Source organism: Brevibacterium sediminis (genome assembly GCF_024895295.1).
GTDB lineage: Bacteria > Actinomycetota > Actinomycetes > Actinomycetales > Brevibacteriaceae > Brevibacterium > Brevibacterium sediminis.
The window spans coordinates 220,412-242,663 of the sequence record NZ_JAHQRN010000006.1 but is presented as its reverse complement, the minus strand read 5'-3'; the positions used below and the strand labels follow the sequence as shown (position 1 = coordinate 242,663).

Here is a 22,252-nt window from a genome sequence, read left to right as displayed (position 1 = left end):
CCGCGTCCGTGACCGAACAGACGAGCTCCACGGTCGGGCCGGCCGGCGATGCACCGCCGGCGATCACCGTCGACGAGGTGACCGTCCACTACGGGGACACGCTCGCTCTCGATCGCGCCTCCCTGACGCTCGAGCGGGGACGCATCTGCGGGCTGATCGGGATGAACGGCTCGGGCAAGTCGACCCTGTTCAAAACGATCATGGGCATCGTCGACCCCGACTCCGGGCGGGTGAGCATCGAAGGCGGCCCGACACGGCGGGCCCGCAGGGCCGGAGCACTCGGCTATGTCCCTCAGAGCGAGGACGTCGACTGGGACTTCCCACTCTCGGTCCGCGATGTGGTGATGATGGGTCGCTATGGCCGCATGGGCCCGCTCCGGATGAGCCGAAGAGCCGATCGCGAGGCCGTCGAGAGCGCTCTGGACCGCGTCGAACTCACCGAGTTCGCCGACCGGCAGATCGGTCAGCTCTCGGGCGGGCAGAAGAAACGGGCCTTCGTCGCCCGCGGACTCGCGCAGGGGGCGACGATCCTGCTCCTCGATGAGCCTTTCGCCGGCGTCGACAAACGCAGCGAGGCGACAATCACCGGCCTGCTGAAGGAATTCGCCGAGGCGGGGGCGACGGTGCTCGTGTCCACTCACGACCTCAATGCGCTGCCCGCACTCGCCGACGAGGCGATCCTCCTGATGCGCCGCGTCCTCCTCCACGGCTCTCCCGCCGAGGTGCTCCGACCGGAGAATCTCGCCCGGGCGTTCGGCCTCGACCCGTCCGGTGCGAGCGTGACACCCCGGGGCGGTGAGCGTCCCAACTCCGACCGAGCCGACCGCATCGAAGGAGAGACGGCATGACTCTCATCGATTTCCTGCTCGAGCCCTTCGGTTTCGACTTCATGCTCCGCGCCTTGGCGACGACTCTGATCGCTTCGGTCGTGTGCGCCGTTCTCTCCTGTTGGCTGGTGCTCATCGGCTGGTCGCTCATGGGCGATGCCGTTTCGCATGCAGTACTGCCCGGAGTCGTCCTCGCCTATGTCGTCGGCGCGCCGTTCGCCCTCGGTGCGGTGGTCTTCGGATTCCTCGCAGTCGGACTCATCGGAGCCGTGCGTGACACCAGCCGAATCAAGGAGGATGCGGCGATCGGCATCGTCTTCACCTCGCTCTTCGCCCTCGGCCTCGTCCTCATCTCCGTCACCCCTTCGCACGTCGACCTCAACCACATCATCTTCGGCAACCTCCTCGGCGTCTCGCGTTCCGAACTGGTCCAGGTGGCCATCCTCGGGGTGATCACCCTGCTTGTGCTCGCAGCCAAGAACCGCGATTTCACGCTCTACGCCTTCGACCCGACTCATGCACATGCGCTGGGGATCAATCCGCGCCTCCTCGGCGCCACCCTGCTCGGGCTGCTCGCCCTGACCTCCGTGGTCGCACTGCAGGCGGTCGGGGTCGTGCTCGTCGTGGCGATGCTCATCGTGCCCGGTGCGACCGCATACCTGCTCACGGACAGGTTCCAGCGGATGCTGCTCATCGCGCCTGCGATCTCGATTCTGTGCGCGGTGATCGGTCTCTATTCGAGCTACTACCTCGACACTGCTTCCGGAGGGATGGTGGTGCTTTCGCAGGGCGCGGTCTTCGCTCTCGTCTACCTCTTCGCTCCTCGACATGGACTCATCGGTCGTCACTTGGCAGCGATGCGCCGTAAGCGCGCGAATACACGAGTCCGATCCGCATCGACCCAAGCCGGCCGCTCCGCCTCGGCGAAGGTCAGCCGACGCCGAGAGCCAGCAGAACGATGAGCACGACGTTGAGGGCGATGATGAGCGCCGAGGCGGCCACGGCGATGAGCGTGATCCAGCGCGCGTTCGCGAATTCGCCCATCACTCGGCGGCTGCTCGTGAGCCTGACCAACGGGATCATCGCAAACGGGATGCCGAGGCTGAGCACGACCTGGCTGAGCACGAGCGCCCAGGTCGGGTCGACGCCGATGGCGAGAACGATGAGCGCGGGGATCATCGTGAACGCGCGCTGCCACACGATCGGGATGTTCACCCGCAGCAGGCCCTGCATGATCGAGGCGCCCGCATAGGATCCGACGGCGCTCGAGGCCAGCCCCGAGGCGAGGAGACCGATGCCGAAGAAGAGGCCGACGACCTCGCCGAGGTTGGCCGTGACGACCGCGTGGGCACCTTCGATGGTGTCGGTGCCGGTCTGGCCGCGCAGCGCCGCGGCGGCCAGCAGCAGCATCGCGATGTTCACGGAACCGGCGACGACGAGGGAGAGCACGACGTCCCAGCGGCTGGCGCGCAGCAGCTGCCCGGTCGAGGTGGTCGCATTGTCACGATGACGATCGACCGACAGTGCCGAATGGAGGTAGATCGCGTGGGGCATGACGGTGGCGCCGAGCATGCTCGCGGCCAGCACCACGGAGTTCGTGCCTTCGAGCCGTGGCACGATTCCACCTGCGGCTTGCACCCAATTCACGTCCCCGACGAACAGGCCTGCTAGAAAGCCGATGGCGATGATGACCAGGAATCCGATGATGACGAATTCGAAGGGACGCTGACCGCGAGTGGATTGGATCGACAGCAGGAACAGCGACACCACCCCGACGATGAGTCCGCCGAGCAGGAGCGGCAAGTCGAAGAGGATCTTCAGTGCGATCGCGCCGCCGATGACTTCGGCGAGATCGGTGGCGATGGCGACGACCTCGGCCTGCCCCCAGTATGCGAGGCGGGACCTCTTCCGAAGGCGATCACCGAGGAGGCTCGGCAACGACTGCCCGGAGACGAGTCCGAGCTTCGAGGACAGGTATTGGACGAGAACGGCGATGAGGTTCGCGGCCACGAGCACCCAGACGAGAAGGTATCCGTACTCCGCGCCGGCGGTGAGGTTGGCCGCGACGTTGCCCGGATCGACATACGCGATGGCGGCGACGAAGGCCGGGCCGAGGAGGACTGCGGTGGAGATCTTCTTCCGGCCGTGCTTCTTCCGCCCACGCTCACGGGTGCGCACCGATGCAGAGGGTTCGACGTTCATAAAGTTAAGGTACATAAACTTTCCTGTTAAGGGCAACACGACACAGGGCCTGGAAAGTGAACACGGAAGGACCTAAGGTTCGAGCATGGCCAGTGAACACGTTCAGCTGAGGTCCGGCAAGCGCCGACAGACCGAGGATCGGATAGTCAGTGCCGCAGCCGAGCTGCTCCTCGAGCACGGCTTCAAGGCCACGACCATCCGGGCGATCGCCAAGGCCGCGGAGGTGTCGGTGGGCCGAGTGATGGCGGTCGGCGACAAGGACGCCATCCTCGTCCGGTGCTTCGATCGGTGGATCGGTCAGCTGCAGGACGGGACCTACACATCACCGCCTCGGCGAGCGAGCTTGTCGGAGCGCGGGAGTCTCTCGGAGCGCGGGAGCTCGACGACCGCAGGTTCGGTCGGGGTGAGAGCCGGCGCTGAGGCAAGCCCCAGGGACTCGGGCCCGTCTCGCCCATCCTCGGCGGTGCAGCGTCATCTGCTCGAGCTCTTCCTGCCCTTCCTCGAGTTCTTCGCCGAACACGAGGACCTGTCACGGGACTACGCTGCGGCGATGATGCGGGTCAAGGGCGAGCCCGAGGTATTCAACACCCTCGCCGCGGATCTGCAGAGCCGCCTGAGCGGATCGCTGGTCTCGATCGGGATCAACGAGGACCATGCGCGGGCCAGCGCCGCAGCACTCTACGACTCGTACCTGGGCATCCTCTTCCGGTGGGCGGCGACGACGATGAGCCTCGATGACGCCGTTGAGGCGATGCTGGCCAGCATCGTCTTCCACACTCGCGTCCGGGGCTCGCGGTGAGGGGTTCCCGATGATCCTGCTGCCCGATCCGATCTGGCCGACCGTCGTCCTCGCGGTCATCGTCTTCGGCGACGGCCTGCTCACCTTTCGACCGCCGCAGGCGATCGCCGCCTGCCTCGATGGCGTCGGCTTCCCGCGGGAGTGGTGGTGGGTGCTCGCGGTCGTGAAGTTCCTCGCCGCGGCCGGCCTGGTGGCAGGGATCTGGATTCCCGGATTCGGCGCGGCGGCCGCGGCGGGCCTCGTCGTCTACTTCCTCTGCGCCGCGGCCGCTCATCTGCGGGCCGGCTATATCGGCCGGGACTTCTGGCTGAATTGCCTGGGCATGCTCGTCGTCAGCCTCGCCGTGCTCATCTTCTGTTTCGTCGTATAAGCGCCCGCTTACTGCACGCCGTAGTCCATGTCTCAGTCCGGAGAATTCTTCGCCACATCCCGCACCTCGATCCTGTTTTGGCCTAGAGTCGAAGTACGGCACCGGCGCCATCGCGGTGCCGAGCCGTCCGGCAGAGTTGCAGAACTGCTCGGTGTTGGTGCCGAGCCACCCGGCAGAGGAGTGTGGACATGCCCGAATATGCCGACAGCAGTCGCACGCGCGACGAGACTCCCCACGAACGCCACGAGCGATGGGCCTGGATCCACGAGACAGCCTCGATGACCGGGTGGAATTTCTCCCCGTTGGCCGGCCGCCTCGTCGCCGATGATCCGCCGTGGGACTTCGACCAGATCTGCCTCGACGCAATGGCCGAGTCGAGCAGCTGCCTCGACATGGGCACGGGAGGCGGCGAGCGCCTCAGCGAACTCATCGATCGCCTCGAGGAGGCCCGGCCTCCCGGCGAACCCTCGCCGACGATCTCCGCGACCGAGGGGTGGGAGCCCAACGTCCCCTTGGCCGCCTCGATGCTGGAGGACTACGGCGTCGAGGTCACCCGGTACGACAGCGATCACCACCCGGAGATGCCGTGGGACGACGACGAGTTCGACCTTGTGATGAACCGCCACGAAAGCTATGACCTCGCCGAGGTGGCCCGAGTCCTCTCCCCGGGCGGACTGTTCCTCACCCAGCAGGTCGACGGCACGGAGGCTCAGGAGTTCCGCGATCTCTTCGGCGGCGGGGTGGGCGATCTGCGCCAGCAGCTCGAACCGCGCATCAGCGACGTCGAGAGTGAGGGACTGGCGATCGAGGCGGCCCGCAAGTGGCAGGGCACGATGCGCTTCACCGACGTCGAGGCGGTCATCGAGTACCTCGCCTATATTCCGTGGGATGTCCCCGGGTTCACCGTCAGGTCCAACCTCGATGTCCTCAGACGCTTAGCCGAGTCGAGTGAGCCGATTTCGGTCACACAGAAGCGGTTCCTCATCGTCGCCCGCAAGCCCTGAACCCCGAATCTAGGTCACAAACGGAGGTTCCTCGCGCCCGAAAGTATCCGTTTGTGACCTGAATTCGCGGCTACTGGCCGGGCTCGGCCCGCAGGGAGGTTTTCCCGACCTCGCTCTTGGGATAGCAGGATGGGGCGCAGCCGGTCCTTGTCGATAGCGTCGAAGCATGACTTCGACGGACTTCTCGTACCCTCAGCCCACCGATGATGAGCTCGCGGCACAGCAGCCTCGAGTCCCGACTCCTCCTGCCCAACCCATCTATGCCTCCCCGCGCCCCGACGATCTTGCCGATGCTCATGGCTCCGCTGCGGCCCGAATGGACGGTGCCGCCTCGGCGAAGTCGCCGACGCTGGGCAAGGTGGCCGTGGCGCTCTCGATCGTCGCCATGGTCCTCAGCCTGGCCGCCTCGGTGATTCTGGGCGCCACCGTCGGGCCTTCGGAGGCAGCATCCGGCTACTATTTCACGGACACCCCGGACTGGTATCAGACCCTGGCGACCGTGCTCGTCGGCGTCCAGGGCCTGTGCACCTGCGCGGGAGTCACAGCCATCATCCTGGGCATCACAGCCGCGGTCACCGGGCGGGGCCGAACACCCGGCGTCATCGCCATCGCAATCGCAGCGATCGCCCCGTTCGTCTCTTTCGGCACCTTCATCGTCCTCAGCTTCATCGCCGCCTGAGTCTCCCCGGACTCCGTCGAAAAACGGGCTGAGTGTCGAGAAACGGGTGCGTACATGCGTTTCTCGACACTCAGCCCGTTTTTCGGCGATCTGTCCGAATTCCGAACCGCTTATTGACACCGCCCCTCCCTCGATGCACGATTGAACAAATCGATTTGGCCGCTGTGTTTCAGGCCGATCACGATGTGCATCGAGGAGCAGTGCCATGCCCGCAACACCCGATCCGGACCACACCGGCAGCACAGTCGGCAACGACGCCGACGCCGCCGCCGACACAACGCCGTCCGCGGACACCACCACATCCGGCAAGGCCGTCCACCCCGTCGATCAGCTGCGGCCGATCCGCAACCTCATCCCGTTCGCCATTCAGCACGTGCTCGTCATGGTGGCGACCCCGATCTCGTCGGTGTTCCTCATCGCCACCGCACTGGGGCTGGATGCGCAGACCACCTCGGCGGTGCTGTCGGCGGTCTTCGTCTTCTCCGGTCTCGGGTCGATCCTGCAGTCGGTGGGCGTGTGGAAGATCGGCGTGCGACTGCCGTTCGTCATGCTCCCGGGCGGGGCCGCAACGATCCTGTTCATCACGATCGCGCAGGGCACCGATGTCGAAACCGCAGTCGGTGCAGTGCTGCTCACGGGTGTCTTCTACATCCTCGCGGTGACGCTGTTCGTCAAGGTGCTCAAGTTCTTCCCGCCGCTGGTCATCGGCATCATGGTCATCGTCATCGGCATCAACCTCGTTCAGGTCACCGGCAAACTCATGGTCGGCGAACCGGACTCACCGGACTTCGGAGACCCGCAGAATCTGCTGCTCGGCCTCATCACCATCCTCATCACCATCGTGTGCTTCCGGTTCTTCCGCGGAATGCTCGGCAAGCTCTCTGTGGCCGTCGGGCTCGTCGGCGGCACCATCGTCGGCGCGTTCATGGGAGCCACCGACTTCTCCAGTCAGACCGACGGCCCGCTGTTCGCCGTGCCGACCCTCTTCCCGTTCGGTTCGCCGAAGTTCGACCTCATCGCGGCGATCCCCATGCTGCTGTGGGCTCTCGCATCGATGGCCGAGGCGACCGGACAGACGATCATCAACGGCGAGATCGTCGGCAGGAAGGTCGAACCGCACCGCGCGGTCCCCCGCCTCATCCGCTCCGACGGCATCATCACCATCCTCGGCGGCCTCTTCGGCACTCCCGCGATGGTCACGAGCGGCGAGAACGTCGGAATCGTGCGCGCCTCCGGTGTGCGCAGCCGCTACGTCACCGCGATCGCCGGAATCCTCCTCATCCTCATCGGACTCAGTCCCGTCGCCCGCATACTCAACGGCGTGCCGTCGGCCGTCGTCGGCGGCACCGCTGTGGTCGTCTTCGCCATCATCGCCGTCCTCGGCATCCAGATGCTCGCGAAGATCGATTTCAACCAGACGGGCAACCTCATCACCGCGACCGTCGGCCTGGCCGCGGGCCTCATGCCGGTGCTCCTTCCCGGAATGTACTCGAAGCTGCCGCAGACGGCATCGTCCCTGCTGGGAAGCGGTGTCGCCATGGCCGCGTTCGTCTCGGTGCTGCTCAACCTGCTCTTCCACCACACCGGCAAGCGCAACCGTCACCCGAAGGCCCGGACTCCGATCGCCGACCCGAGCAAGCTCGACCAGAGACCCGCCGACTACCGGATCTGAGGTTCGACCCGGAGTCGGATCTGAGGTTCGACGCGGCACCGTACCACTGGCCCGAGAGTCAGGCTCCGTCCTTGCTCCGGTCCGGCGGATGGCCGGCCGTCGATTCCCTGACGACGAGAACAGGACCGGATGAACCCGCCGAGGCCGCCGACCCTGATTCGTCCGTCGCGGCGGATTCCGCGTCGCCTCCATCCAGGGCAGGGGGTTTCGTGTCACTGTCCAGAGCGGCGGCCGCATTCGAGGAATGATCTCCGTCGAGAACGGTCACGAGCATCTCGACCGCCGCACTCGAGATCGCCTCGAGGCCGAGGTCGACGGCGGTCAGCGGAGGATTGCTCGTGCGTGCGCGCAGACCGTCATAGCGGGTGGCGACGAGCAGGTCCTCGCCGACCGTCCGACCGAATTCCTGAGCGGCCCTCACCGCGCCGGTGGCGAAGGTGTCGATCGGGGCGAACACCGCATCGATGTCCGGGTGCGCGGCCAACAGCTCCTCGGCGGCGGCGAAGGCTCCGTCTTCTCCGGAGGTCTCATCCGCCTCGGCGATCAGCTGCGTGAAACCGCGGGCGGCTGCGGTCTCGGCATAGACCTCGCGGGCCGCGATCTGTGCTCCGCGCAGGCTGCGGCTGACCAGCAGCGCCGGCCGCGCGGCTCCCTGGTCGAGGAGATGATTGAGCAGCAGCTGAGCAGTCGCCCGGTGGTGGAGGTCGATGCTCCACTTGCTGGCGGCTCCGGTCGAAGCTGTCGATGAACGCGCCGGACCTGCCTCGGCAGCGGCCAGGGCGTCGTCGCCAGCTTTCGAACTCGGTCCGTCGATCGTGACGTAGGGGATGGCACGGTCACGCAGCGCCTCGGCGAGGGGATCATCGACGGTGGGCTCCAGGAGGATCGCACCATCGATGTCGAGCAGATCGACGGGGTCAGCCGCCTCGGTGGGTGGGGCGAGGACGAAGACGTAGCCTTCGAGCAGTGCGGTCCGCGCACATCCCATGGCCAGTTCGGTGAAGAAGCCCAGCTGAGACGGCCCGGCGGACACAGCCGCGGGCATCGAGGACAACAGGGCGAGGGTCTGCGACTTGCCCGAGCGCAGACTGCGGGCACGGGCGCTGGGCCGATAGTTCAGCCGCTCGGCGACCTCTTTGACCTTGGCCCGGGTGGCGGCGTTGACCTTGCCCTGACCGCTGAGCGCATGGGAGACAGTCGTCCGCGACACTCCGGCCTCACGCGCCACATCGGCGATCGTGACGCGGTGCGCGCGCGGGAAGTCAGACATGGAATCAGCCTACTTCACTGCGTGGCGCCGACGAGGGCACAGATGCACACGAGGTTCGCTGCCCGAAAATAGGTCGCAACCGGACAATTCTCGCGCTTGAAGGTATCCGATTGCGACCTAGGTTTGCAGCCCAAGATTCCGTTTGCGACCACTCCTCGCCGCACCTGGCACTCGCCGCCCTCACGCCTGAACGATGACGATGATGCCGGAGACGATCGCGAAGCCGAGGACGATATAGCGCAGCACCGGCCCGTCGAGGCGGTGGTGGACATATCGGGAGAGGAACGAACCAACCGCGAGGAACGGCAGCATCCACGCGGTCGTGACCATCGTGTCCGCCGAGACCTGCCCGCTGAAGGCGAGCACGATGAGGGAGATGATCTCTCCGACGAGGAAGCACACCGCCACCGTCGAGCGCAGCTCCGGGCCGGGACTGTGCTGATAGGCCAGCGCGTAGGGCGGGCCGCCGATGCCCGTCGAGGTCTCCGTGACTCCGGTGACGAGCCCGACCGTCGCGAGCACCGGCTTGTTCGGCGTGAACTTCGGTGCCAGCAGCGCGACGACCGCGGCGATGAGCGTCGACCAGCCGATGAGCAGCGCGAGCTGGTGCAGGTTGACGATGACGAGGATCCACAGACCCGCGAATGTGCCGGCGAACCGACCGACGCTGATCCATTTCACACCGGTCCAGTCGATGTGCTCCCGCTCGCGCGCGGCGATGTAGAGATTGAGCGGAATCATCAGCACGAGCAGCATCACCGGAATGAGGCTCGGGTCGATGAACGTCACGACGGGCGCTAGGATCATCGCAAACCCCATCCCCGTCGATCCCTGCACGAACGCAGAGATGAGGACGACCGCGGCGATGATCGCAAAGGCGAGCATCGACATCAGAAGTCATCCCTCGCCGAGGTGGTGCCGCTGTTCCGCGGTGCGTTCGCCGAGGTGGGGCTGCCGTTCCACGGTGCGTTCACCGAGGCGGTCCCACCGTTCCACGGCGTGTTGGCCGGGGCGGTCCCGTGCTCGGCCATCCACCGTGCCCGGTGGTCGGCCGCGTTCGGGTCGATGCGGGTGATCGGGGAGTTCTCCACCACCCGTCGGGAGACGTCTTTCGCACGCTCGAGGAATTCGCGGCCGTCCCAGTCGACGGGCCAACCGTGTTCGAGGCGCAGTTTGCCGTCGACGATGACCGCTTCGATCTGGTCACGGTTGGCCAGTCGGACGAGTTCCCACGGCACATCCCAGGAAGGCACGAACTCCGGAGTGTCGATATTGAGCACGAGCAGGTCGGCACGGGCACCGGGTGAGATCTCCCCGATCTGCCCGCCGAGTCCGACGGCGTCGGCACCGCCGCGCAGGCCCTGTTCGAGCCAGGTCCAGCCGCCGCCGGCTGACGAGTCGATGACGTCCATTCCGCCGGTGAGCCGCTGCGCGGTCTCGGCGGCGTCAAGGAGGCGGAAGGCATCCGAGCGGGTGCCGTCAGTGCCGAGTCCGATGCGCATTCCGAGTTCGTGCATGAGCAGTGCGGGCGCCACGGCATTGCCCTTCCAGGAGCTGGCGACCGGGTTGTAGGCGATTGCGCCGCCGGAGTCGCGGAGCAGTCGGATCTCCCGCGGGGTCAGGAGAGTGGCGTGTGCGGCGAGCAGCTCGGGACCGAGCGCACCGAGGCGGGCCAGTCTTTCGAGCGGACGCTCACCACCGGAGATGAGGGAGCGTTCGACGGCGACGATGTGCTCGTTGAGGTGGGCCTGGAAGGGCACACCGGCCTCCCGGGCAAGGCGCGTGATCGCCACGAGCGCCTCGTCGGAGGCGACCTCGGGGATGGACACGGCCAGGGAAGGGTGAACGAGGGACTCGGCGTCCCACCTGCTCAGGTGGCGTTCGGCGGCGGCGACCACCTCGGCGACGGTCGAGGTGCGCACTCCCCCGCCGAGGTCGTTGCAGATGACCCCGAGTACGCAGCGCAGGCCGACGTCGGTGGTGACGTCGGAGATCGCGGAGACGTCGACGCTCGAGCGGGTGCCGGCGTCGGTGACGGTGGTGAAGCCGCCGCGCAGGGATTCCCAGGCGGCCAGGCGGGTGGCGACGTCGATGGCTTCGGCGTCCATGTTCGACTCCATGGGCACCCAGACGCGTTGGAAGATCTCGGAGGGTTCGCCGAAGACGAGGGATTTTCCGAAGGTCTGGGTGAGGTGGTGGTGGGCGTCGATGAAGCCGGGCATGAGCAGGCGTCCGGGCAGGTCGATCCGGACGGGTTCGGCGGGCGCTCGGTCAGCACTCGGAATCGGGTCCGCGGGATTCGCGGTGGCTCCGGGAATCGGGTCGGCGGCGTTCGCGTCGGTCAGCAGCGATCGGGCCTGGGCGTCCACCTCGGCGAGGGGGCCGACAGCGAGGATCCGGCCGTCGTCGACGAGCACCGCGTGGCCGGTCTGCGCGCCTTCGGGAAGGAGGACCTTCTCCGGGACGAGCAGTGTCGGGGCTTGGTGGAGGCTGCGCAGCTGAGTCATCGGTTCCTTCGGGCTTCGAGAGCAGAGCCAAATCGATTTGGCTACGTTCAGTCTACGGTTGTCGGGCGTACCGGGTCAACGATTTTCCGGGGCCGATCGCCGATTAGAATGAGGGGATGACGACCTTGCCGCTCACCCCCGCCTCGGCGGATCATTGGTACCTGCACTGCGGGTATTTCGAGCGCGGGGAGTGCCGTTCCTGCGCGCTCATCGAAACACACTACGGGCAGCAGATCGCCGACAAGGAAGCTTGGTGCCAGGAAATCCTCGCCGAGGCTGCTCCGCGAGTTTGGCTGCCGACCTTCGCCGGTGGATTACGGGACTTCAGGAATCGGGCGAAGCTCGCCGTCGGTGGGTCAGCCGGGAATGTCACCTTGGGCATCCTCGATCAGGAGTTCCACGGTGTCGATCTGCGTGACTGTGGGATTCAGACCCCGGCGATCCGGGCGGTGATCCCGGTGCTTGCGGACTTCCTCGATGCCACCGGACTCGAGCCTTATGATGTTGCTGCTCGCCGCGGGGAGTTGAAGTTCGTCCATGTCACGGCGGCACCTTCGGGTGAGCTGATGATTCGTTTCGTCGTCCGCACTCAGCATGGGCTGGACGTGCTGCGATCGCGGAAGGGTCGGCTCTTCGAAGTCATCCCCAATGCGTCCGTGGTGTCGGTGAATCTGTTGCCGGAGCACAAGGCCGTGCTCGAGGGCGGCCGCGAGGAGATGCTGCGCGGCGAATCGCTGCGGATGAACCTCGATCGAGTCGATCTGCACCTGCGGCCACAGTCCTTCTTCCAGACGAATACCGCTGTCGCCATCGGGCTCTACAACCAAGTGGCCCAGTGGGTGGACGCTGTTGACGCTTCGAACCTGTGGGATCTGTACTGCGGCGTCGGAGGGTTCGCGCTCTACTGTGCTTCCCCTGCGCGACGGGTCACCGGGGTCGAGGTCAGCGAACAGGCGATCGAGTCAGCGAAGGTCAGTGCCGCCGAACTCGGCATCGACGCTCGGTTCCTCGCCAGCGATGCCACGGAGTTCGCCGAGACGAACCTGGCGGCACCGGCTGATATGACTGGCTCAGTCGCGGCGGCTGAGACGGGCGACCCGGTCGGTGTAACGGAACCGGTCAACCCGGCCGGCGTCGACCGGCCGGACTGCGTGATCGTCAATCCGCCTCGGCGGGGGATTGGTGCACGACTGTCGGCAGCGTTGGAGAACACCGGTGTCGAGCACATCGTCTACTCGAGCTGCAATCCCGTGTCCCTGGCGAAGGATCTCGCGCGGATGCCCGCCTACGAGGTGGCTCAGGCCCGGATCTTCGACATGTTCCCGCACACGAAGCACCTCGAGGCCGCGGTCCTCCTCCAGCGGCGGTGAACAACCGCGTGCCCGCGCCTATCGCTCGGGCTACCGCCGACCGCTCGCCTTGACTCGGCCTGCACTCGCCCACCGCTCGACATACCGCCCAGCGCACGCCGCATAATTCGGTACAGCGACGGTAACTCGAGCGGTCGGCGACGTCGGCGATTCGAACGGTTCGGCATACAGCAGGTATCAATAGGCCATGCCCATAGCGGCACGGACGTCAGCAAGCGTCTCGTCTGCGATGGCGTTGGCGCGCTCATTTCCGTCTGCAAGTATCCGATCAACGGCTGTCGGGTCCGCCTCGAGCTCCCGGCGACGCTCACGATGCTCTGAGAGAAATTCATTCACTGCCTCTGTGGCCAAGGCCTTGAGCGCGCCGGCACCAGACTCACCTATCTGCGAAGCAATATCTTCCGGCTGGGTGCCAGTGCAGACTGCCGTGGTCGCCAAGAGCGCCGACACCCCCGGCCGCGATACGGGGTCGTAGGTAATCTGTCGTTGAGAATCTGTCTGAGTCCTGCGGATGACGGTGGTTGTCTCATCTGCGCTCATTCCCAAGGAAATGGCGTTGCCATAGCTCTTCGACATCTTTCTTCCGTCGAGTCCAGGAAGTTCGGGAGTGTGCGTCAACATTGCTTCTGGTTCGCGAAAGACCTCAGCGTATCGCTCGTTGAATCTACGCGCGATAGTGCGGGTGATCTCGACGTGCGGAAGGTTGTCCTTCCCCACCGGTACCAGATTGCCCTTGCAGAAGAGGATGTCCGCAGCTTGGTGAACGGGGTAGGTCAGCAGCAGTCCGCTCAGGGGGCGTTCTGAGGCTGTAAGCTCTGACTTCACAGTTGGGTTGCGCCGGAGTTCGCTGTCCGAGACCAGACTGAGGAACGGCAAAAGGAGCTGGTTCAGGGCAGGTACGGCCGAATGAGTGAAGATCGTCGTTCGCTCAGGGTCGATCCCAGCCGCGACGTAGTCCATGATCGCCTCACGGACGTTGCTCTTCACATTCGCCGAGGTGTCCCTGTCCGTGATCACCTGATAGTCGGCAAGAACGATGAAGGTCTCGACCCCGAGGTTCTGAAGGTTGACTCGTTCGAGGACCGAGCCGAAGAGATGGCCGAGATGAAGCGGGCCCGTCGGACGCTCGCCGGTGAGCATTCTGTACGTGTCCGGCTGGGTTTCGACTTCGCTTCGAAGCGTCGACATCCGTGCGAGTGTGGCGGAATAGGAATCCATGTGTGATCTCCCGATTGTGCTGTGATGCGGTCAGAATTGCACGGGTCGCACGGAGAGATTCCACAGAAGTTGCGGGCTGCCATGCAGCCCGCGGGTATGCGTCAGTCGGCTGCGGTGAAGAGCAGCCACCACCAGTTGAGTCTGGAAATGCGCATGGTCTCACCCTACCTCGTCGGCGGTTCGCTTCGAGCGTCATCGACTATCTGCACCAGCATCGCGTCCCGCGCTATGCTGGTGCAGATGACCGGACAGGCTTTCAGCCGCTCACGGATCGGCGACCCGGTCCACACATGAGCCCCATGGACCCCGAGCTCCGAGCTCGCGGTCCACCCTTTCGACGCGCCCTCAGCATCCGCGAATCCATCCATCGAAGGGGAAACTTCATCATGTCAGCTCTGTTCAACCACACCATCGTCGCCGCAGCGGATCCGGCCACCTCGGCGCAGTTCTATGTCGATATCCTCGAGGCCGAACACACCGAATCCTGGGGACCGTTCGCCAACATCATGCTCTCCGAAGGAGTCATGCTCCAATTCGCCACTCCCCCACCGGGATATGACATTCTGCCCGTGCACATGGCCTTCCTCTGCACTGACGATCATTTCGACCGAGCCGTTGACCTGCTCAAACAGCGCGGCCTCGATTTCTGGGCAGACCCACAGCGCACTCGCCCGCAGGAGACGAACACCGAGCACGGGGGTCGTGGAGTGTATTTCCTCGACCCGTCGGGAATGTATCTCGAGCTCATCACTCGCCCTTACCTCTGACTGCCCCTGACACTCACCGACCGCTCGAGTCAGCACCCACCGCTCGCCGCATGACTCGGTCCAGCGACGGCAACATGAGCGGTCGCCGTGACCCAGCAGCGTCAATGCTCCACCGCGAGAAGACTCACACTCTGCCGTTTCTGCCCTCACACATGCGGTGATTCGGCGACGAGCGCATAGACTCGTCAGTCGCACGGCCCCACGAACGACCCAGTTCGCGGGGCCTGTTGTGTAATCTGCCGATCCCGACCGACCCGACGATCGCTCATGCCTGCCGCCGAGGCGGCCACGAGCGCGGAGACCACGATGACGATGCTGAACTCACCCTCCCCCGAACCCGCCAGCAGCACTGCAGGCGGTTCCGACCGCTCCACGGCGTCCACCTCCTCGGGCGGGTCGGACGACCCTCCCCCTGCCCCCGGGGCCGGCCCTGCCGCCGGAGCCGGACCCGAGGCAGGGACAGAGTCCGAGCCTGCTCCGGGCACCACACAGACCGCACCCGTCGCGGCCCCACATTCCAACCGGGTCGGGACAGTCTTCATATGCTCGGTCATCGCCGTCATCGCCTTCATGGTGTGGGCAACGATCGCCCCCGATGCCCTGTCGGACATCATGACGCGGGCGATGACGACGGTGTCCACCGGATTCGGCTGGATCTATCTCGTCGTTCCCTTCGCCGCGATCGCGATGCTCGTGTGGTTCGCAGCCAGCCGCTTCGGTCGCCTCCGCCTCGGCTCATCCGATTCCCGCCCCGAATACCGCACGATCACCTGGCTGGCGATGATCCTCGCTGCCGTGATGGGGATCGGCCTGGTCAGCTACGGGGTAGCCGAGCCGATGTCCCACTTCATGACCCCGCCCCACGGACTGGCGGAACCGGAGACCATGGACGCGGCGATTCGCGCGATGCAGTTCTCCTACCTCGACTGGGGCTTCCAAGCCTGGGCGATCTTCGGCGTCTTCGGACTGGCCATCGGCTATTCCACCCACCGAAAGGGCCGGCCAGCACTCGTGTCCACGATGCTGCGCCCCGTCCTCGGCCGCTTCGTCGACGGCTGGGTCGGCAGCTTCATCGACATCCTCACCATCATCGCCACACTCTTCGGCACGACGACGTCCCTGGGACTCGGTGCCTCGCAGATCGGCGAGGGCCTCAACACCGTCCTCGGCATCGACTCCACCATCATCGGCCAGATCATCGTCATCACCGTGCTCACCCTCCTCTTCACCGGTTCGGCACTGACCGGAGTGAGCCGCGGCATCAAGTACATCTCCCAGATCACGCTGACCATGGCGACCCTGCTCGGGCTCTTCGTCTTCATCACCGGACCCAGCGGTTTCGTCTCCAACCTGTTCGTCCGCTCCATCGGCGCCTTCGCCGGAGACTTCGTCGAACTCAGCTTTATGACCCCGACCAGTGCCGAGGACAGCGAATGGATGCTCGGCTGGACCTATTTCATGATGGCGTGGTGGCTGTCCTGGAGCGCCTTCGTCGGCATCTTCCTGGCCAAGATCTCGAAGGGCCGCACCATCCGGGAGTTCGTCGCCGGCGTCCTGCTCGTGCCCAGCGCCGTGTTCTTCATCTGGTTCACCGTCATGGGCGGTTCGGCGATCAAATTCGACATCGATGGGGCCGGGATCGGTGAGGCCACTCAGAACAACCTCGACACCGCCTTCTTCAGCCTCCTCGACCAGCTGCCGCTGTCCATGCTCGCTTCGGTCTTCACGATCGTCATGGTCACCCTGTTCTTCGTCTCCTCGGCCGACTCGAACACCTTCGTCCTCAGCTCGCTGTCCTCACAGGGATCCTTCGCGCCCCGGCGTCCGGTGATCGCGACCTGGGGGTTCCTCACCGGCGGCTGCGCGGTGGTCCTGCTCCTCGTGGGCGGACTGCAGGCCCTGCAGCAGGCGGCGATGCTCTCGGCGGTGCCGTTCACCGTCATCGTGGTCGTCCTGGGCATCGCCCTGATCAAGGAGCTGCGCAGCGATCACCAGATCGTCGAAGAGGTCGCACGCGAACGACGCGTGCTCGGACTCTGACGCTCGATCCGATCACACCGACCGCCCACGTTACCGTGCACCGCTTACCGCATAACTCAGTACAGTGACGGCAACGCGAGCGGTCGGCGAGGATTGTCAGCTCCGGCAGCCCAAGGAGGTGGCGTGACCAGAACTGAGCACCGTCACCGCAGCTTGGCGGTCACCTCGGCGGCGGCAGCCTTGACCCGGTCGACCACAGGACCGGTGTCCTCGGGCAGGGTCTCGGTGACGAATGAGAGGCCGATGGCTGCGATCGGGCGACCCAGCACATCGAACACCGGTGCCGCGAGCGTCGAGATCCCCGGCGTGACTTCGCCGTGTTCGATCGCGCTGCCGGTCCGACGTTCCTGGGCGAGCACGGCGTTGAGCGCCTTCACCGAGGTCGGGCCCTTGCCTGTGCGCGTGACGAACTCGGTTTCGGACTGCAGCATCGCCAGCACCTCGGACTTCGGCAGCTGCGCGAGGATCGCCCGCCCGGTCGCCGTGAGGTAGCTCGGCATGCGCACACCGGTGGCGGTGATGACCGCGACGGATTTGAGCGACTGCTCCTTGAGCACGTACTCCGTCTCCCAGCCGCGGATGACCGCCAGCTGCGCGGTCGTGGCGGTATCCTCGGCGAGCTGACGGACGATCGGCTGCGCCAACCGCTGCAGGGGATTCGTCCGCAGGTAGGACGCCCCGAGCTCGTGCACACCGGCTCCGAGCACATAACCGGATTCGGTGCGCGCCACGAGGCCGAGCTCCTCGAGCACGGCAAGGATGTCATACGCACTCGACCGCGGAATCTCCAGCGACCTGACCAGGGCACCGGCCGTGATCGACCGATTCGACGAGGCCATATGCCGCAGGATCGCGATCGCCCGCCGCAGTGCCGGAACCTCAGCCACGACTCAGCCCTCCATCTCCAAGACCGCGAAGGCCCGAGAGTAGAGCTCGGCGATTTCGCCGAGTTCGGTGTGCACTCCGTCGCGCACGCGGACTTGGCCGCCGCTGACGGTCAGATGCACGTCGCTCGCGCTGGCCGTGAGGATGATCTGCTCGTCCAGTGAGCCCATGGTGCGCATGCTGTCGGTGCGCAGAGCCACGAAGTCGCACGCCTTTCCGACCTCGAGCGCGCCGACGGGAAGGTCGAGGCTGCGTGCCCCACCTTCGGTGAGTGCCGTGATGAGTTCGGCCGGGGAGAACCGTCCGCGCTGACCCGACCGCAGCCGCTCCCCCGCCTCGAGCCCCTGAGTCTCGCGCAGGGCGTCGAGGACGACGTGCTGGTCGGAGCCGAGCGAGATCACGGCTCCGGCGTCGGCGAGTTCACGGGCCGGCCCGATGCCGTCGGCGAGGTCCGCCTCGGTGCACGGGCACATGACGATCGTCGACCGGGATCTGCCGAGGAGCGCGATGTCCTTCTCGCATAGGTGGGTGGCATGCACGGCCGAGAGCCGGTCATCGACGACGCCCGAGCGCGCGAGCACCTCGGTGGGGCTGGCCCCGTACGCCGCCTGCGAGGCGTCGTTCTCGGCCGGCTGTTCGGACAGGTGCACGTGCACGGGGCCGGACAGTTCGGTGAAGCGAGGCAGGTTTGCGGCTGGGACCGCGCGGATCGAATGGATCGCCGCACCCACGTGGACGAAGCTCTCACCTGGAGCGTTGACGGGGAATTCAGCTGCGAACGTGTCGATCAGGCCGGCGTGCCGGTCCATGTACCCGTCGATTGTGCCGTCGCCGAAACGGGCCTGTTCGGCCGAGAGTTCGGAGTCGATGGCGCCGGTGAGATAGCAGGTGTCGAGCAGTCGGATGCGGATACCCGCCGAGGCGGCCGCTCGTGCCAGCGCTCGTTCCATCGCGTGGGCGCGCCGTTCGTCATCGTCGTTCGCGTCGCTCGCGTCCCCGCGGGGACGTTCGGTGTGTTCGTCCGCCTCGGCGACCGGATCCGCCGCGTCCCAGCGGGGACGATCGGCGCCGTAGGGTGTTCCGTCCTGAGCGTGGTGGACGTAGTGGAACTCCCCCACCGAGGTGTAGCCGCCGGCGAGCATCTCTGCGAAGACAGCGCGGGCCACGGTCTCGTAGGACTGGGGGTCGAGTTTCGCGGCGACGGAGTACATGACTTCCCGCCAGGTCCAGAAGGTGCCGCCGTCGCCGTGGGTGCGACCGCGCAGCATCCGGTGGAAGGCATGCGAGTGCGCGTTGACTCCACCGGGCAGGACAAACCCGTGCACCGCCTCGGCGTCGGAGGGGGCGGCGTCGATTCCGGTCTCGACCGCGGTGAGCGTTCCGGTGTCATCGGCGCTCAGCAGCACCCCGTGGGCGACGGCTCCGTCAACCCATGCGGATTCGCACCAGTAACGGGTGCTCATCGTGCACCTCCTGCCGTTGGGCCTCCGGTACTGCTGTCGGCAAGGGCGTGTTCGATGCCGAGTTCGCGGGCGAGCACCTTGACGAGCGCGTCGACTCCGGCCCTCTGGTCGTCGACCTCGCAGGCCTCTTCGGGAGCGTGGGAGACACCGGTCGGGTTGCGGACGTAGAGCATCGCCGCCGGCACATGGGGTGCGAGGATTCCGGCATCATGTCCGGCGCCCGAGGGCAGCAGCGGAGCGTCCGGCAGCACCGAGGTCAGGCGCGAGTTGAGGTCGGCGGTGAAGTGGGTCGTCGGCGAGTAGGACTCCTGCGAGATGGTCACCTCGACACCGGAATCGGCGCCGTGGTCCTTCGCACGTCGGCTGATCGCTTCGAGCACCTGTTTGACGACGGCATCGTCAGGATGGCGGATGTCGAGCCAGAAGCTCATGGTCGAAGCGATGACGTTCGTCCCGCCCGGATGGATGAGGGTACGGCCCACGGTCGCCACGGCGCTCGCGTCAGTGGCGGCCGCTAGGGTCGGGATATCCCCGATCACACGGGAGGCCGCGACCACCGGGTCGGCGCGATGACTCATCGGAGTCGTGCCGGCATGGTTGCCCTGACCGGTGAAGGCGAAGTGCCAGCGCCCGTGACCGATGATCGAGGAGCCGATGGCGACGGCCTGATCGGTGTTGATCAGACCGACGCCCTGTTCGACATGGAGTTCGATGAAGGAACCGATTCCGGCCAGCCGAGACTGGTCACGCCCGATCCGATCCGGGTCGAGGCCATAGCCACGGGCGACGTCGGCGAAGGTGTCACCGGCGGCGTCCTTGAGGCCGAGCGCGCGGTCAACGTTGATGGCGCCGGTGAGCAGCCGCGAGCCGAGGCAGGCGACACCGAAGCGTGAGCCTTCCTCTTCGGGGAACACGGCTAGCGCAAGAGGCCGGGTGGACTGGTCGAGTGCGCCGGAAGCCTTGAGCACGTCGAAGGCCGCCAGCGCCGAGGCGACGCCGAGGGGGCCGTCGAACTCGCCGCCGCCGGGCACGGAGTCGAGGTGGGAACCGGTAACGACGGCGTTCGCACCCTGCGGGGTGGCCCATGCCCACGTGATTCCGTTGGCGTCGATCTCTGTGTCGAGGCCGCGGCGGTCCGCCTCGGCGAGGAACCACTCACGCAGCTCGCGTTCGGTGGCCGAGAATCCGGGCCGCTGGTAGCCCGGCCCGCGGGTGTCGCGGCCGGTGTCTTCGATCTGGCTCAGCAGCGAGACGACATCGCTCATTGTCAGTTCACTCCGTTCGAAATCGGTCGGGTCCGGTGATGTGTCGGAGCCGTGGTCAGCCGGCCCTGACATCAGAGGCCCGACGGTCGGATCCGGTGCGGACGAGCCGCGGGGCGGGACGGACCACACGCAGGTTCCGCCCCGGCCCGGCGTCAGTCCTGGTGGGTGGTGGCTGCGGAGGTGCCCGAAGCCTCGGCGGCGGCTTCGAGGTTGCCCAGCGCAGTGAACTCGGGATCGTTGACGGCCGGTCCGCCGTCTTCCGGTTGCCAGGTTCCGGCAGCAGCGGTGACGGTGTGGGTCAGCGGTGCGACCGACTCGGCGGCGGCGACGAGCGAGCCGTCCTTGACCTTCGCAATGGTCTCGGCGAGTTCGGGCGAGAGGAACCGGTCGGGTCCGGGCCCCGGCACCGTCTCACGGATCGCCGCGATCACGGCTCCGGTCACCGGTGCCGGTGCGGCGTCGCGCATATCGCAGGCTCGGGAGGCGGCATAGAGTTCGATGCCGACGACGGAGGCGAGGTTGTCGACGACCTTGCGCAGCTTGCGTGCGGCCGACCAGCCCATGGACACGTGGTCTTCCTGCATGGCCGAGGACGGGATCGAGTCGACCGAGGCCGGAGTGGCGCCGCGTTTGGCCTCGGAGACCATGGCCGCCTGCGTGTAGTGGGCGATCATCAGGCCGGAGTCGACGCCGGCGTCATCGGCGAGGAACGGGGTGAGGTTCTGGTTGCGGGCGACATCCATCATCCGGTCGGTGCGGCGTTCGGACATCGAGGCGACGTCGGCGGCGACGATGGCCAGGAAGTCCAAGGCATGGGCCAGCGGTGCACCGTGGAAGTTGCCGTTCGAGGACACCATTCCATTGGTGAGCACGACGGGGTTGTCGATGGCGGCCCGCAGTTCGCGTTCGGCCACCTGGGTGGCGAAGGCGACGGCGTCGCGGGCGGCGCCGTTGACCTGCGGGGCGCAGCGCATCGAGTACGCGTCCTGGACGAGGTGGGTGGAGTCGCGGTGGCTGGCAGTGATGCCGGAGTCGGCGAGCGAGGCGAGCATGTTCGCGGCCGAGGCGGCCTGACCGTCGTGCGGGCGCAGCGCGTAATGGAGTTCAGGGGCGAAGACGGCGTCGGTGCCGAAGAGTCCTTCGATGCTCATGGCCGCGGACACATCGACGGCGGTGAGCAGGTTCTCCAGGTCGGTCAGGGCCATGATGAGCATGCCGAGCATGCCGTCGGTGCCGTTGACCAGCGCGAGGCCTTCCTTCTCGGCCAGGGTGACCGGGGTGATTCCGGCCTTCGCGAGGATCTCATCGGCGGGCCCGGCCACTCCGTCGGGCCCCTCGGCCACGCCTTCGCCCATGACGACGAGGGCGCATGCCGACAGTGGTGCGAGGTCACCGGAGCAGCCGAGCGAGCCGTACTCGTGGACGACCGGGGTGATTCCGGCGTTGAGCAGGTCGACGTAGGTCTGGAGGACTTCGGCGCGGACGCCGGCCCGACCCGTGGCCAGGGTGCGGGCGCGCAGCAGCATGAGGGCGCGCACGACCTCGCGTTCGACGGGTTCACCGACTCCGGCGGCGTGGGAGCGGATAAGGGATTTCTGCAGCTGAGTGCGCAGTTCGGCGGGGATGTGCCGCTGGGCGAGCGCACCGAATCCGGTCGAGACTCCGTAGACGGGCTTCTCCGCCTGAGCGAGGGCGTCGATGGCCTCGCGGTACTTGTTCACCCGGGCCAGGGTGGCTTCGGACAGGGAGACCAACGCTCCGCGACGGGCGACGTCGACCACCTCGGCGAAGGTCAGCGTATCGGGGTCGAGATCGATGAATGTGGTCATCGTGTGCCTTTCTGTGAGTGCGTCAGTGTGATGTCTGAGTCGTGGGTGAAGGTCTCATACGCCGGCGCCGAGGTGGTTCCTCGCA

General features: G+C 66.3%; 19 protein-coding genes. 10 read left to right on the top strand and 9 right to left on the bottom strand.

Annotation, left to right across the window (positions count from 1 at the left end; all coding sequences use genetic code 11):
- Positions 1 to 8: 8 nt before the first annotated feature.
- Together KTJ89_RS15235 and KTJ89_RS15230 are read left to right on the top strand one after the other, a co-directional pair.
- Positions 9 to 848: a metal ABC transporter ATP-binding protein gene (locus KTJ89_RS15235; RefSeq protein WP_374990288.1), complete on the top strand. Its 840-nt coding sequence runs from the start codon at positions 9 to 11 to the stop codon at positions 846 to 848.
- Complete coding sequence (locus KTJ89_RS15230; protein ID WP_259358343.1) at positions 845 to 1,789, top strand: metal ABC transporter permease; 945 nt, start codon at positions 845 to 847, stop codon at positions 1,787 to 1,789. Before KTJ89_RS15235 ends, KTJ89_RS15230 begins: the two co-directional genes overlap by 4 nt.
- Here the strand turns inward: KTJ89_RS15230 and KTJ89_RS15225 are convergent.
- The gene (locus tag KTJ89_RS15225) at positions 1,758 to 3,029 is read right to left on the bottom strand and encodes an Nramp family divalent metal transporter (protein ID WP_259358342.1); all 1,272 of its coding nucleotides are present in this window, start codon (positions 3,027 to 3,029) and stop codon (positions 1,758 to 1,760) included. The genes KTJ89_RS15230 and KTJ89_RS15225 overlap by 32 nt on opposite strands.
- 85 nt (positions 3,030 to 3,114) lie before the next feature.
- Here KTJ89_RS15225 and KTJ89_RS15220 point away from each other — a divergent pair, with 85 nt between their 5' ends.
- From KTJ89_RS15220 to KTJ89_RS15200, 5 genes are all read left to right on the top strand, one after another.
- A complete protein-coding gene (locus tag KTJ89_RS15220) occupies positions 3,115 to 3,828 on the top strand; it encodes a TetR/AcrR family transcriptional regulator (RefSeq protein WP_259358341.1) in 714 nt (237 codons plus the stop codon).
- Between the two features lie 10 nt (positions 3,829 to 3,838).
- Entirely contained in the window at positions 3,839 to 4,198 is a 360-nt protein-coding gene (locus KTJ89_RS15215) for a DoxX family protein (protein WP_259358340.1), read from the top strand.
- A gap of 188 nt (positions 4,199 to 4,386) precedes the next feature.
- Positions 4,387 to 5,202 carry a class I SAM-dependent methyltransferase gene (locus KTJ89_RS15210; RefSeq protein ID WP_259358339.1) on the top strand — a complete coding sequence of 272 codons (816 nt, stop codon included), beginning with the start codon at positions 4,387 to 4,389 and terminating at the stop codon, positions 5,200 to 5,202.
- 166 nt (positions 5,203 to 5,368) lie between these two features.
- A complete protein-coding gene (locus tag KTJ89_RS15205; protein WP_259358338.1) occupies positions 5,369 to 5,881 on the top strand; it encodes a hypothetical protein in 513 nt (170 codons plus the stop codon).
- A gap of 205 nt (positions 5,882 to 6,086) precedes the next feature.
- Positions 6,087 to 7,553 (top strand): uracil-xanthine permease family protein, encoded by a 1,467-nt coding sequence (locus KTJ89_RS15200; protein WP_259358337.1) that lies wholly within the window; start codon positions 6,087 to 6,089, stop codon positions 7,551 to 7,553.
- Positions 7,554 to 7,611: 58 nt separating this feature from the next.
- On the opposite strand, the gene KTJ89_RS15195 is transcribed toward KTJ89_RS15200, so the two are convergent.
- The 3 genes from KTJ89_RS15195 to KTJ89_RS15185 all read right to left on the bottom strand — a co-directional run bounded on the left by KTJ89_RS15195 (position 7,612) and on the right by KTJ89_RS15185 (position 11,330).
- Positions 7,612 to 8,823, bottom strand: a complete 1,212-nt coding sequence (locus tag KTJ89_RS15195; protein WP_259358336.1) for a LacI family DNA-binding transcriptional regulator — start codon at positions 8,821 to 8,823, stop codon at positions 7,612 to 7,614.
- A 180-nt stretch (positions 8,824 to 9,003) separates the two neighbouring features.
- Positions 9,004 to 9,714 carry a sulfite exporter TauE/SafE family protein gene (locus tag KTJ89_RS15190; RefSeq protein ID WP_139906697.1) on the bottom strand — a complete coding sequence of 237 codons (711 nt, stop codon included), beginning with the start codon at positions 9,712 to 9,714 and terminating at the stop codon, positions 9,004 to 9,006.
- The gene (locus KTJ89_RS15185) at positions 9,714 to 11,330 is read right to left on the bottom strand and encodes an amidohydrolase family protein (protein ID WP_259358335.1); all 1,617 of its coding nucleotides are present in this window, start codon (positions 11,328 to 11,330) and stop codon (positions 9,714 to 9,716) included. Before KTJ89_RS15185 ends, KTJ89_RS15190 begins: the two co-directional genes overlap by 1 nt.
- 116 nt (positions 11,331 to 11,446) lie before the next feature.
- Here KTJ89_RS15185 and KTJ89_RS15180 point away from each other — a divergent pair, with 116 nt between their 5' ends.
- Entirely contained in the window at positions 11,447 to 12,700 is a 1,254-nt protein-coding gene (locus KTJ89_RS15180) for a methyltransferase domain-containing protein (protein WP_259358334.1), read from the top strand.
- A 177-nt stretch (positions 12,701 to 12,877) separates the two neighbouring features.
- On the opposite strand, the gene trpS is transcribed toward KTJ89_RS15180, so the two are convergent.
- The gene (trpS, locus tag KTJ89_RS15175) at positions 12,878 to 13,918 is read right to left on the bottom strand and encodes a tryptophan--tRNA ligase (protein WP_374990286.1); all 1,041 of its coding nucleotides are present in this window, start codon (positions 13,916 to 13,918) and stop codon (positions 12,878 to 12,880) included.
- 386 nt (positions 13,919 to 14,304) lie between these two features.
- Between trpS and KTJ89_RS15170 the strand changes: the two genes are divergently transcribed.
- The gene (locus KTJ89_RS15170; RefSeq protein WP_259358332.1) at positions 14,305 to 14,685 is read left to right on the top strand and encodes a VOC family protein; all 381 of its coding nucleotides are present in this window, start codon (positions 14,305 to 14,307) and stop codon (positions 14,683 to 14,685) included.
- 267 nt (positions 14,686 to 14,952) lie between these two features.
- Positions 14,953 to 16,725, top strand: a complete 1,773-nt coding sequence (locus tag KTJ89_RS15165) for a BCCT family transporter (protein WP_259358331.1) — start codon at positions 14,953 to 14,955, stop codon at positions 16,723 to 16,725.
- Positions 16,726 to 16,868: 143 nt separating this feature from the next.
- Here KTJ89_RS15165 and KTJ89_RS15160 read toward each other — a convergent pair whose 3' ends face one another.
- From KTJ89_RS15160 to hutH, 4 genes are all read right to left on the bottom strand, one after another.
- Entirely contained in the window at positions 16,869 to 17,612 is a 744-nt protein-coding gene (locus KTJ89_RS15160; RefSeq protein ID WP_139469441.1) for an IclR family transcriptional regulator, read from the bottom strand.
- A gap of 3 nt (positions 17,613 to 17,615) precedes the next feature.
- Entirely contained in the window at positions 17,616 to 19,073 is a 1,458-nt protein-coding gene (locus tag KTJ89_RS15155) for an amidohydrolase family protein (RefSeq protein ID WP_259358330.1), read from the bottom strand.
- Positions 19,070 to 20,338: an allantoate amidohydrolase gene (locus KTJ89_RS15150; RefSeq protein ID WP_259358329.1), complete on the bottom strand. Its 1,269-nt coding sequence runs from the start codon at positions 20,336 to 20,338 to the stop codon at positions 19,070 to 19,072. The genes KTJ89_RS15155 and KTJ89_RS15150 overlap by 4 nt, the downstream gene beginning before the upstream one ends.
- A gap of 152 nt (positions 20,339 to 20,490) precedes the next feature.
- Positions 20,491 to 22,167, bottom strand: a complete 1,677-nt coding sequence (gene hutH, locus KTJ89_RS15145) for a histidine ammonia-lyase (protein WP_259358328.1) — start codon at positions 22,165 to 22,167, stop codon at positions 20,491 to 20,493.
- Positions 22,168 to 22,252: the final 85 nt, after the last annotated feature.